General features: G+C 52.6%; 12 protein-coding genes and 1 tRNA gene. 6 read left to right on the plus strand and 7 right to left on the minus strand.

Annotation, left to right across the window (positions count from 1 at the left end; all coding sequences use genetic code 11):
* Positions 1–28: 28 nt before the first annotated feature.
* Entirely contained in the window at positions 29–1,441 is a 1,413-nt protein-coding gene (gene glnA, locus DFP90_RS12015) for a type I glutamate--ammonia ligase (RefSeq protein WP_115936730.1), read from the minus strand.
* 98 nt (positions 1,442–1,539) lie between these two features.
* Positions 1,540–1,878, minus strand: a complete 339-nt coding sequence (locus DFP90_RS12020; protein WP_115936731.1) for a P-II family nitrogen regulator — start codon at positions 1,876–1,878, stop codon at positions 1,540–1,542.
* Between the two features lie 346 nt (positions 1,879–2,224).
* Here DFP90_RS12020 and DFP90_RS12025 point away from each other — a divergent pair.
* The 6 genes from DFP90_RS12025 to DFP90_RS12050 all read left to right on the plus strand — a co-directional run bounded on the left by DFP90_RS12025 (position 2,225) and on the right by DFP90_RS12050 (position 6,619).
* Positions 2,225–2,301, plus strand: a tRNA-His gene (locus DFP90_RS12025).
* A gap of 154 nt (positions 2,302–2,455) precedes the next feature.
* Positions 2,456–2,815, plus strand: a complete 360-nt coding sequence (locus DFP90_RS23355; RefSeq protein WP_115936732.1) for a methyl-accepting chemotaxis protein — start codon at positions 2,456–2,458, stop codon at positions 2,813–2,815.
* A gap of 152 nt (positions 2,816–2,967) precedes the next feature.
* Complete coding sequence (locus DFP90_RS12035; protein WP_181905323.1) at positions 2,968–3,474, plus strand: PAS domain-containing protein; 507 nt, start codon at positions 2,968–2,970, stop codon at positions 3,472–3,474.
* Positions 3,475–3,515: 41 nt separating this feature from the next.
* The gene (gene pdxR / locus DFP90_RS12040) at positions 3,516–4,991 is read left to right on the plus strand and encodes a MocR-like pyridoxine biosynthesis transcription factor PdxR (protein WP_115936734.1); all 1,476 of its coding nucleotides are present in this window, start codon (positions 3,516–3,518) and stop codon (positions 4,989–4,991) included.
* Positions 4,992–5,006: 15 nt separating this feature from the next.
* Complete coding sequence (lhpI, locus tag DFP90_RS12045; protein ID WP_115936735.1) at positions 5,007–5,957, plus strand: bifunctional Delta(1)-pyrroline-2-carboxylate/Delta(1)-piperideine-2-carboxylate reductase; 951 nt, start codon at positions 5,007–5,009, stop codon at positions 5,955–5,957.
* Entirely contained in the window at positions 5,954–6,619 is a 666-nt protein-coding gene (locus tag DFP90_RS12050; RefSeq protein WP_115936736.1) for an HAD family hydrolase, read from the plus strand. Before lhpI ends, DFP90_RS12050 begins: the two co-directional genes overlap by 4 nt.
* A gap of 42 nt (positions 6,620–6,661) precedes the next feature.
* Here the strand turns inward: DFP90_RS12050 and DFP90_RS12055 are convergent, their stop codons facing one another.
* From DFP90_RS12055 to DFP90_RS12075, 5 genes are all read right to left on the minus strand, one after another.
* Positions 6,662–7,648, minus strand: coding sequence for a dipeptide ABC transporter ATP-binding protein (locus DFP90_RS12055; RefSeq protein WP_115936737.1), 987 nt, complete (start codon positions 7,646–7,648; stop codon positions 6,662–6,664).
* Positions 7,648–8,652 carry an ABC transporter ATP-binding protein gene (locus DFP90_RS12060; RefSeq protein ID WP_115936738.1) on the minus strand — a complete coding sequence of 335 codons (1,005 nt, stop codon included), beginning with the start codon at positions 8,650–8,652 and terminating at the stop codon, positions 7,648–7,650. Before DFP90_RS12060 ends, DFP90_RS12055 begins: the two co-directional genes overlap by 1 nt.
* Positions 8,653–8,657: 5 nt before the next feature.
* Complete coding sequence (locus DFP90_RS12065) at positions 8,658–9,572, minus strand: ABC transporter permease subunit (protein ID WP_115936739.1); 915 nt, start codon at positions 9,570–9,572, stop codon at positions 8,658–8,660.
* Between the two features lie 4 nt (positions 9,573–9,576).
* Positions 9,577–10,596 (minus strand): ABC transporter permease subunit, encoded by a 1,020-nt coding sequence (locus DFP90_RS12070; protein ID WP_115936740.1) that lies wholly within the window; start codon positions 10,594–10,596, stop codon positions 9,577–9,579.
* Between the two features lie 85 nt (positions 10,597–10,681).
* Positions 10,682–12,274 carry an ABC transporter substrate-binding protein gene (locus tag DFP90_RS12075; protein WP_425452166.1) on the minus strand — a complete coding sequence of 531 codons (1,593 nt, stop codon included), beginning with the start codon at positions 12,272–12,274 and terminating at the stop codon, positions 10,682–10,684.
* Between the last annotated feature and the right edge of the window lie 48 nt (positions 12,275–12,322).

Raw genomic sequence — 12,322 nt, forward strand, 5'->3', positions numbered from 1 at the left:
TCTTTTAAACGACTGACTTCACTCGAGCTTAGCAGCTGTAGTACATGTCGAATTCGACCGGATGGGTGGTCATTTCGTAGCGCTGTACTTCTTCCCATTTCAGTTCCAGATAAGCGTCAATCATATCGTCACTCATCACGTCGCCTTTGCGCAGGAAGGCACGATCTGCATCCAGGCACTCCAATGCTTCGCGCAGGGAGCCGGCAACAGTCGGAACCTCAGCCAATTCTTCCGGCGGCAGGTCATAGAGATCTTTGTCCATCGGCTCACCCGGGTGGATTTTATTCTCAATCCCGTCGAGGCCGGCCATCAGCATGGCGGTGAAAGCCAGATACGGGTTTGCGGTCGGATCCGGGAAGCGGACTTCAACACGCTTGCCGTTGGGGCTAGCCACATAAGGAATACGGCAGGAAGCCGAACGGTTGCGGGCGGAATAGGCCAGCAGAACCGGTGCTTCGAAGCCTGGCACCAGGCGTTTGTAGGAGTTGGTGGACGGGTTTGTGAAGGCATTCAGGGCCTTGGCATGCTTGATGATGCCGCCAATGTAATAGAGGCAGATTTCAGACAGATCCGCATAACCGGAACCGGCAAACATGTTTTTACCGTCTTTCCAGATGGACTGATGGCAATGCATGCCAGAACCGTTATCACCAACAACCGGCTTCGGCATAAAGGTTGCGGTCTTGCCGTAGGAATGGGCTACCATATGGGTGACATATTTGAAAATCTGCATCTGGTCGGCGATGGAGATCAGGGTGTCGTACTTCATGCCGAGCTCATGCTGGGACGGCGCCACCTCATGATGGTGCTTTTCCATGTCCAGGCCCATTTCACGCATGACGGTGACCATTTCCGCGCGGATATCGGTGCCAGAATCGACCGGTGCTACGGGGAAATAGCCGCCTTTATCTTTCGGGCGGTGTCCCATGTTACCGCCTTCATATTCGGAAGCGGTGTTATAGGGGCCTTCTTCGGAATCGAAGCTGTAACCCATGTCGTTCTGGGAAGTGTTCCAGCGAACATCGTCAAAGATGAAGAATTCAGCTTCCGGACCGAAATAAACGGTGTCACCCAGGCCGAGGCTCTCGGTATATGCCAGGGCTTTTTTAGCAATGGAGCGCGGGTCGCGATCATAAGCCAAGCCGGTGGACGGCTCTACGATATCACAGAACAGGATCATCTGCGGCTGTGCGGTGAACGGATCCATGACGGCGGTTTCCGGATCGGGCATCAGGATCATGTCGGATTCGTTGATAGCCTTCCAACCTGCGATGGAGGAGCCATCAAACATGATGCCGTCTTTGAAGACATCTTCATCGATGGTGGAAACGTGCTGTGCGGTGTGCTGCCACTTGCCGCGGGCGTCGGTGAAACGCAGATCGACGTATTCCACGTCGTTTTCCTTGATCATTTCCAAGACTTTTTTAACGGCGTCAGACATGACTCTAATTCCTCTAGTTTGTCTCATTTGCCACTCCGGTAACCGGAGATTGGTTTGAATGATGATGCGAATGCATCAAAATTGATGGGGTCGGGGTGTCAGATGGCGTCGCTGCCGGTTTCACCGGTGCGGATCCTGATCACTTCTTCGATGCTGGATACGAAGATTTTGCCATCCCCAATGCGGCCGGTATGGGCTGCATTCTGGATGGCTTCCACTGCCCGTTCTGCCAGAGAATCATCCAGGATGATTTCCAGTTTCACCTTGGGCAGAAAGTCCACTACATATTCAGCGCCGCGATAAAGCTCGGTGTGACCTTTCTGCCGGCCAAACCCTTTTGCTTCCGTCACGGTAATTCCTTGGATGCCGACTTCATGGAGGGCTTCTTTAACCTCATCCAGTTTGAAGGGCTTAATGATCGCTTCGATTTTCTTCATCTTTTATCTCTGCGCTCCCGCGATATCCTTGCCGCAGTTCAATGACCGCGCCAGGGCGTTTTGTTTTCTCTGAGCCCTTTATTGCATGGGGCGTGCCAGTTTGCTGGAGCTGAAATAAGCTATTAAAATCAATGCTATAAACGATAGATGCACAAAAATACAACAGGCGTTCATGACTATTTTTTAGGCAATTGCACTAATATTGGGCGACATGAACCCCAATCAGATGAGGGTGTCAAAAAAATGAAAATTATGTCATTTTATCCGCACCAATGATCTTGACGGCGGCCATCGATAGGCTTAAAAGCCCCCCTGCAACGATGATACATCGGCAAGCAACAATATGGTGGCTATAGCTCAGTTGGTTAGAGCGCTGGTTTGTGGCACCAGAGGCCGTGGGTTCAAGTCCCATTAGCCACCCCATATTTTAAAAGCCCTGGCCAGCCGGTCGGGGCTTTTTGTTTGCGTCTATAATCTTATGATCCGTCAAAGATGCATATGCAGATTGCAACCGTCATAAACATCCGGCAAACTGCTGAATATTGGATCTGTTTTCCCAAACCGAGGTTATTTATAGATGTCCAGCGAAACCACTTTGGCAGAAGCAACCCAGGCGATCGACACTGTTGAACGCGAGCTGGGTTTGCTGTCGGAAGAAATTGAAAAAATTGGTGAATTTGCCAAGCAAATCGATGCCATTGCCAAACAGACCAACCTTCTGGCGCTGAACGCCACCATTGAAGCGGCCCGTGCCGGTGATGCCGGCAAAGGATTTGCCGTGGTCGCCGGGGAAGTGAAGCAATTGTCCGGTCAGACCAGCAAGGCGACTTCCGAAATTGAAGAAACTCTCCAGAATCTGATGGATCAGTCTAAACGCCTGACCGAGAGCAGCCAGCGCGCCAAACGTTCCCTGGAAAAAGTTGCTATTCCAGCCTGATAAGAACAGGCCAATAGTGGAAAAACGCCCCTTTTCAGGGCGTTTTTCTTTGCCTGAATTAAAGAACGTGACAAATTGATTGCGCATCCATTGCCCAGCGATCATGCTGAGATTGCTCTTGGATGATCAAAGCGGCTGAATACTGGATAGAAATGACAGGAATCATCAATACGCGGATCGATCTGGATAAGGCGATCGACGGTGTCCGGGAAATCCTGGATTACTGGCAATCCAAACGTAAAGACGATGGCTTTCCGGGGAAATCGGATATTGAGCCTTGGGATATTCAGGAAAAGCTTGGCCGGATTTGCTTGCTCGAGGTTCAGCAGCAGCCTTTGGATTTTATATATCGCCTGGATGGTTCTAATATCGCCAGTGCCGTCACGGTGGATATGACGGGAAGGCCGGTGAGCGAAATCACACCAGAAATCTACAGCACTGCCGTAACTGAGGCCCTGTCCGCCAGCCTGGATGAAGAGGCCCCCACACTCTGGCATGTGGATATCGATATTCCACCGGCCAATTACGGTTATCAGCGACTGGTTTTGCCCTTAACCGGCGGCAAGGCGCATATCCAATATCTAATGACTTTCTCTTATTGCCTCGACACTACGGACGGCATCTTTCCCTGGAATCGCAGTTACGGCAAGCCGGGCTAAAACCGGTATTGCGACTCCGACAGATCATGTTTGATTAGGCCATGCGTTCAACTTTGTTTCATCTGGAAAAACGGCCGACAGCCAGTATCCAGTCCCAGATTCGGGAAATGCTTGTTTCTCATATCCTAAAAGGTGATTTACCCGATCAGGAGGCACTGCCATCCTGCCGGGCTCTGGCCAAGCAGTTGGGGGTCTCCCGTAATACCGTCGTGTTGGCCTATCAGGGGCTTGTGGATGATGGTTATCTGATTGCGCGGGAGCGCAGCGGTTTTTTCGTGAATGGGGAAATACTGAAAGGGCGTGTAGAGCAGGGCAAAGCCAGCCTCGCGGACGAAGAGCCGTCCGAAACCGTCGACTGGCAGGGACGACTGCGCAACCCGATCATGCGGCGACAATGGCATTTTGATCGTACGGAACGCTGGCAAGACCTGCCATATCCCTTCCTATACGGGCAGATGGATTATTCCTTGTTTCCCTTGTCTGCCTGGCGGGAATGCTCGCGACAGGCAATGGGTACCAGAACAATGGAATCAGTGACCCCGGATTCTTATGATCGGGATGATCCTGATCTGATCGAACAGATCCGCAGCCGGTTATTGCCAAGGCGCGGGATCAACGCATCACAATCAGAAATTCTGGTAACACTGGGTGCTCAAAACGCCCTTTACCTGATCGGCTCCCTGTTGGTCAGGGATCATGACCGTGTAGGCGTTGAGAATCCGGGCTATCCGGATGCAAGGCATATTTTCAGGCAGTTTACAGATCAGGTTGTTCCTCTAGCCGTCGATGACAGTGGTTTGGTGGTGGATGAAACCCTCGATGAGTGCCGCTATGTGCTGGCAACACCAAGCCACCATTTCCCGACCACTGTGACCATGAGTCTGGAACGAAGGAAAGCCTTGCTTGATAAGGCTTTCAAGCATGATTTTCTGTTGATTGAAGATGATTATGAGCCGGAAACAAATTTTATATCCAACCCGGCACCTGCGTTGAAATCACTCGATCGGCAGGGGCGCGTGATCTATATGGGCAGCTTCTCAAAAAGCCTGTTTCCCGGTCTGCGCCTAGGTTACATCGTTGCACAAAGTGCCGTGATTGAGGAATTGCGGGCCTTGCGGCGGCTTATGTATCGCCATCCGCCCGGCAATAATCAAAGGACAGCCGCTTTGTTCCTGGGGCTTGGCCATTATGATTCACTGGTGACGAAACTTCAACGCACCTATCGGGAACGCTGGGAAGTTATGGGCGATGCCTTGCAACGCTATCTTCCGAATGCATCCGAAGCACCGGTTTTTGGCGGCTCCAGCTATTGGGTGCGGGGCCCTGAAGGGATGGACTCTCTTGCATTTGCCCAGAACGCCTTGGAAAAAGGCGTTGCGCTGGACCCTTGCGTCGACTTCTTCTTCGAAGAAACGCCTGGCCCCCGGAATTTCATTCGGCTTGGCTTTTCTTCCATCCCGACCGAGCGTATTGAACCCGGTATCAAGCTGGTTTCAGAACTCATGAAACAGATATAAGTTATTGAGAATTATATGATTATCCTAGATGAAAGCCAGACACGTCAATATCTTCCTTGGTCCGGTTTGATCGATGCTCTTCGGGCAATTTTCCGTGAAGGCTGCGAGATGCCTGTTCGCCATCATCATGACATGGCGGTGCCCGGCGAAGAGGATGCGACTTTGCTGCTGATGCCGGCCTGGGTCCCGGGGAAATACCTGGGAATCAAACTGGCCACCGTTTTCCCCGGCAACGCGACCCGGGGGCTGCCGGCTGTTTTTGGGAATTATGTTCTTTCTTCCGGCCAGAGCGGTCAGTTGCTGGCATTGATTGATGGCGGAGAGTTAACAGCAAGACGGACGGCCGCTGCGTCCGCCCTGGCGTCATCCTACTTGGCCCGAAGAGACGCAAAAGAGCTTTTGATTGTCGGCACCGGCCGGCTTGCTATAAATCTGGCGCAGGCTCATGCCACGGTCAGAGACCTTACCCGCATCAATGTCTGGGGCCGGAATATCGCCAAAGCGGACGCGTTATGTGAAGAACTCGGCGCCTTGGGTCTGAACGCTCATCCCGTGGATAATTTGGCAGAAGCGGCCGGACGCGCGGATATCATAAGCTGCTGCACGCTAGCGACGGATCCCGTCATTCTGGGGGACTGGCTAAAACCGGGTTGCCATCTGGATTTGGTCGGTGGGTTTAAACCATCCATGCGTGAAACAGATGACCGGGCGATTGGACGCGCGAGCGTCTTTGTCGATACCCTGGCGGGGGCGACGAAAGAAGCGGGTGACATCACACAACCGATCGAGCAGGGGGTTCTGTCGACGGATGATATCAAAGCCGATCTTTACAGTCTCAGCCGAGGACAGCATGAAGGGCGGATTTCGAATGATGAAATCACGCTTTTTAAATCGGTGGGAGCGGCCTGCGAGGATCTTGCCGGGGCCATTCTTGCATTTGAATCAGCAAAGAAAACAAATCCATGACACCGGAAGCGGTTATTTTTGATTGTGACGGCGTCTTGGTGGATAGTGAGCCGATCACCAATCGAGTGATTGCAGAGGAAGTCACAAAGCTTGGCTGGCCATTGGATTTGGCCGGTGCCATCAAGGCTTTTAAAGGCAACACGATGATGGGGGTATGTACCCTCATTGAAATGAGACTGGATGCACCTTTGCCTGACAAATGGTTGCATGCCTTGGAACAAAAAATAGCCGCAGCCTTTCGGCTGTCTCTGGAAACTGTTCCGGGAACAGCCGAATTTGTACGGTTTTTGACCTCCCAATCGATCCCCATTGCCGTTGCCAGCCAGGGATCCGTCGAGAAAATGCGCACGTCTCTCGGTAAAACCGGCCTCTGGGATTATTTCAAAGGACATGTCTATTCGGCTGATATGGTTCCGGCTCCTAAACCGGCCCCTGACCTTTTCCTGTTGGCTGCCGATAAACTGGGGATAACGCCTGGAAATTGCATGGTCGTTGAAGATAGTCCGATGGGTATTCATGCGGCCAAAGCTGCGGGTATGATGACTGTCGGCCTGGCGCCTGACGGCAAGGGGAGCGATCTCATAGAAGCCGGTGCTGATCGGATTGTACATTCCGCAAATGAGCTAACCGCATTCTTCCAAAGAAAAACCCTCTGCCAATAAGACAGAGGGTTTTCAAAAAAGTGAGAGAATAAACTCGCTTAATCAGCCCTTCCGGCCTTCCTCTACCGCGTGGCAGGAAACATCCCAGCCACTGGTTGCATGATGCAGTACCGGACCTTCCGATTTGCAGCGATCATTGACCAGCGGACAGCGTGGATGGAAAGCGCAACCCGAAGGAGGGCTGAGCGGGGAGGGCAGCTCACCGATCAGTTTGATCCGCTCGCGTTTCTTGTTCGGATCGGCCATGGGCGTGGCTGACAGCAATGCCCGGGTATAGGGATGCTGCGGATCAGAAAAGATCTGGTCCCTGGTACCATATTCCACCGGACGCCCCAGATACATGACCATGACTTCGTCCGCGATATGACGGACCACGGACAGATCATGGGAAATAAACAGATAGGCCAGGTTCATTTCCTGCTGTAGATCTGTGAGCAGGTTCAAAACCTGCGCCTGGATGGATACATCCAATGCGGAAACAGGCTCATCCAGGATCACAATCTTAGGTTTCAGCATCAGCGCGCGTGCAATGGCGATACGCTGGCGCTGGCCGCCGGAGAACATATGCGGATAACGGTAATAGGCCTCGGGGCGCAAGCCAACCCGGGCCATCATGTCCATTACGGCCTGTTTGCGCTCAGGCGCGCTCATGCTGGTGTTGATTTTGAGCGGCTCTTCCAGAATGGCACCGATTTTCTGACGCGGGTTCAGCGAACCGTAAGGATCCTGAAAAACGATCTGAACCATCTGGCGAAGCGTACGGCGATCTTCAGCGGAAGTGGCTGTCGCCACATCCATTCCGCCCAACTTTAATGCACCGGATGTTGGATTTTCAATCAAGGTCACCAAACGTGCCAGGGTCGATTTACCACAACCGGATTCACCAACCACAGCAAGCGTCTTACCGGCTTCCAGGTTAAAAGTAGCGCCGGAGAGAGCCTTTACGGTTCCCCCTTGGCTGAACATGCCGCCTTTAACTTCATAAAAGCGATGGAGGTCACGGGCCTCCAGAACGGTTTCTGCCGTCATTATCCGTTTCCTCCTGCAACTTTGCTTTGCTGACCACCCGGGTGACCTGTGGGAACACCATCCTGGAGCGGATAATGGCACAGAACGCCGTTTGTGGTGGTCGGTGGGGTTGCATGACAGAGATCGGTTGCAAATTCACACCGCGGGCTGAAGAGACAGCCTTTTGGGCGGTCCAACTGGCCCGGCACGACACCCGGAATAGAGGGCAGGTGTTTGTCCGTCGCCCGCTCGGGCAAAGCGTTGAGCAATGCGTGGGTATAGGGATGTCCTGGATGATTGAACAGGCCTTTGACCTCCTGTTTTTCCACCTGTTGGCCGGCATATTGAACAACCACTCGTTCGGCTGTTTCCGCCACAACCCCCATGTCATGGGTGATCAGAACCAGGGCCATATCCTGTTTCTTCTGCAGTTCGACCAGAAGTTCCAGGATTTGGGCCTGAATGGTCACATCAAGAGCAGTCGTTGGCTCATCCGCGATCAAGAGACGCGGCTTGCAGGCAATCATCATGGCGATCATCACACGCTGGTTCATGCCGCCCGACATCTGATGGGGATAGGCTTTCAACCGGCTTTCAGGGGCGGGGATCCCGACCATTCCCAAAAGCTCGACGGCACGTTTTTCCAACTCCTTTTTGGTGCCGCCCAGATGTTCCTTCATGACTTCCATGATCTGGTAGCCGACGGTGAAACAGGGGTTCAGGCTGGTCATCGGCTCCTGGAAGATCATCGAGATATCTTTGCCGATGATCTTGCGCCGCTCTTTTTTGCTAATGGACAGCAAATCGATGCCGTCAAAGGTCATCACATCGGCAGTCACTTTAGCGGTCCAAGGCAGCAGCCCCATCAGGGCCAGCATGGAGACGGATTTACCGGAGCCAGATTCGCCGACAATGGAGAGGATCTGGCCTTTATCGACATTGAAATTCACCCCATCCACAGCACGGAACATGCCATGGGCTGTTTGGAATTCGACAGAGAGGTTTTTAATATCAAGAAGACTCATTTTCTTTAAGACCTCTTCATTTTCGGGTCCAGCGCATCACGCAGACCGTCGCCCATCAGGTTGATCGCCAACACGGTCAACAGGATCGCCAGACCGGGGAAGGTAACAACCCACCAGGCACTTGTGATGAATTCTCGTGCTTCCGCAAGCATGGTGCCCCATTCCGGTGTCGGCGGTTGTGCGCCCATACCGAGGAAGCCAAGAGCGGCCGCATCCAGAATGGCTGACGAAAAGCTCAGAGTTGCCTGAACGATCAACGGTGCCATACAGTTCGGCAGGATGGTGATGAACATCAAGCGCAGCTTGCCGGCACCGGCAACCCGGCTAGCGGTTACATAGTCACGGGCGTTTTCAGCAACCGCGGATGCTCGCGACAGCCGGACATAGTGCGGCAGGTAAGTCACGGAAATAGCAATCATCGCATTTTCCAGCCCCGGGCCAAGAACAGCCACCAAAACAAGTGCCATCAAAAGGGAAGGGACCGCCAGGATGATGTCCATAATCCGCATTAGGATTACTTCCCACCACCCTCGGAAAAAACCGGCGGAGAGCCCCAGAGAAACACCGATGGTCAAGGTCACAGCAATAACGATGCAACCGGTATAGAGGGAATATCGAGAACCATGGATCAACCGGGAGAGCATATCACGACCAACCGCATCCGTTCCCAGGATGAAGGACCAGTTTCCGCCTTCCTGCCAGGCCGGCGGGATCAGGATGAATTCTCGGTATTGCTCAATGGGGGCATGGGGCGAAATAACATCCGCCAAAATGGCCACCAAAACGATAAAGAGGAAAAAGAACAGACCGACGACGGCACCCTTGTTTTCTGAGAAATAGAACCAGAATTCCTTCAACTGTTGTCGCAGCGGGCTGATCTGTTGTGTGCTATTTTGCACTTCGGCTTGCAACTCACTCATTTCCTTACCTCGTGTGCAAAATACGCGGGTTGATTAACCCGTAGAGGAAATCGACGACCAGGTTCACGATCATCACGATACCCGCCACCATGATAAGGCCACCTTGAACGGCGAAATAATCGCGTCGGAAAATGGCATCAACCATCCATTTACCAATACCGGGCCAGCTGAAAATGGATTCCGTCAGGATCGCGCCGGCAAGCAACACACCGACCTGAAGACCAATAACGGTCACAACTGTGATCAGTGCGTTTCGAAGCGCATGGAGGCCGATAACCCGGCCAACAGGAAGGCCTTTCGCCCGGGCCGTCCGGACATAATCCTCACCCAACACTTCAAGCATGGCAGAGCGTGTCTGACGGGCAATAACCGCCATTGGAATCGTGCCAAGTACAATCGTTGGCAAAATCAGGTGATGGATTGCAGAGCCAAAAGCACCTTCTTCTTCACTGAAGAAAAGGGTGTCAATCAACATGAAACCTGTGGTCGGTTCCACCCAGAACATGGCCGACATTCGACCGGAAACGGGGGTCCAGCCAAGCATGTCAGGGCTGGAAAACAGAATGATGAGCAGAAGGCCCCACCAGAAAATAGGCATGGAATACCCAGCCAGCGAAACCCCCATCAAGGAATGGTCGAACGCGGAACCGCGCTTTACCGCCGCGATGATTCCTGCCGGCAACCCAATCAGAGTTGCAAAAATAATGGCGCAGAGGGCCAGTTCAACCGTTGCCGGGAAGCGGGTTAGGAACTCGTCAAGAACGGGTTGCTTGGTGATGAAGGACTGACCAAGATCACCCTGCAATATATTTCCAAGAAAAATAATATATTGTTCCCACATCGGCTTATCGAAACCGAAGAGGGCCATCAATTCGGCATGGCGTTCCGGAGAAACCCCGCGCTCACCAGCCAGCAATTCAATCGGGTCACCGGGAAGCACCCTGATAAAGGCGAACGCAATCAGCGTCACACCTATAAATGTCGGAATGAGCAATCCGAGCTTGGATATAATAAAACGAATCATGATCCTGATCTTATCAAACGAATAACAAGAGCGGGGAAGGTATCAAACCTTCCCCGTTCTATATTCACTGCATTACTGTCAGCTCTTATTCGATGTCTACGCCGTAGAAGACATGGCCACCGAACGGATCGATTTTGAAGTTCTTAACTTCTTTGCGAACCGGTTTGAACACGACAGAGTGAGCGATGGTTGCCCACGGAGCCTGCTCTTTGAAGACCAGCTGTGCTTCTTCATACAGCTTGGTACGCTCTGCAGAATCAGAGGTTACTTTCGCTTTCTGAACCAGGTCATCAAACGGCTTGTGGCACCACTGGGCGCGGTTGGAACCGCCTACAGCATCACAGCCGAGCAACACGGCCAGGAAGTTGTCCGGGTCACCATTGTCACCGGTCCAGCCCAACAGAACCGCACCGTCACGGTCTTCAGCTTTGGAGCGTTTCAGATACTCACCCCATTCGTAGGAAACGATTTCAGCTTCCACGCCGATTTTCGCCCAGTCAGCCTGAATCAGTTCCGCCATACGACGGGCATTCGGGTTGTAAGGACGCTGTACCGGCATTGCCCAGATTTTGGTTTTCAGACCGGATACACCGGCTTCTTCCAGCATTTTCTGAGCAGCAGCTGCATCATAGCTGTCGTCTTCGGTCGCGTTGTTATAGGACCAGATTGTCGGCGGAATCGGGTTCTTGGCAACTTTACCAGCACCCTGGAATACAGCATCCAGGATTGCGTTTTTGTTGATAGCCTTGTTCAGGGCCTTACGGACCTTCGGGTTATCAAACGGTGCCATCTTGGTGTTATATGCCAGATAACCGACGTTCAGGCCTTCCTGTTGCATCAGGTTGATGTTCGGATCGGAATCCATAGCTTCCAGATCAGCCGGATTCGGGTAAGGCATTACGTGGCATTCGCCGGCCTTCAGCTTCTGGTAACGCACGGAAGCATCCGGGGTGATTGAGAAGATCAAGCGATCAATCGGTGCTTTGCCAGCCCAGTAGTCTTCATGAGCTGCGAAACGGATCATCGCATCTTTCTGATAGCCGACCATTTTAAACGGACCAGTGCCGATCGGTTCCAGGTCAACTTTCTCCGGAGAGCCGGCATCCATCATCTTATCAGCATATTCTGCGGAAAGGATGGAGGCAAAATCCATTGCCAGGTTGGCAATCATCGGTGCTTCCGGACGGGTCAGGACGAATTTGACGGTGTAGTCGTCAACCTTAACAATGTCCTTGATCAGGTCCGGCATGGACATGGCTTGGAAATACTCATAACTACCACCGGAAACCTTATGGTAGGGATGGCTTTCGTCGCCCTGACGTTTGAAGGAATAAACAACGTCATCGGCGTTGAAGTCGCGGCTCGGCGTGAACGCCTTGTTGCTGTGGAACTTAACGCCTTTACGCAGTTTAAAGGTATATTCCAGGCCGTCGGAGGAAACTTCCCAGGATTCAGCCAGCGCCGGAGTAATCTTAGTGGTGCCGCGCTCGAACTCTACCAGTTTGTTGTATACCTGGCGGGAAGAGGCATCAAAGGTGGTGCCTGCGGTAAACAGGGACGGGTTGAAGCCTTCCGGGCTGCCTTCGGAACAGAAAACCAAAGTCTTCGCCTGTGCACCGGCAGACAGGGCCAAAGCCATGCCAGCGCCAGCCACGGCTGTCAGCAGTTTCTTTTTCACTGTATTCTCCCTCGATTACAAATTGCGATGCACTCTGTGGTTCTTTTT

The sequence above is a fragment of the Aestuariispira insulae genome (genome assembly GCF_003385955.1).
Lineage (GTDB): Bacteria > Pseudomonadota > Alphaproteobacteria > UBA8366 > Aestuariispiraceae > Aestuariispira > Aestuariispira insulae.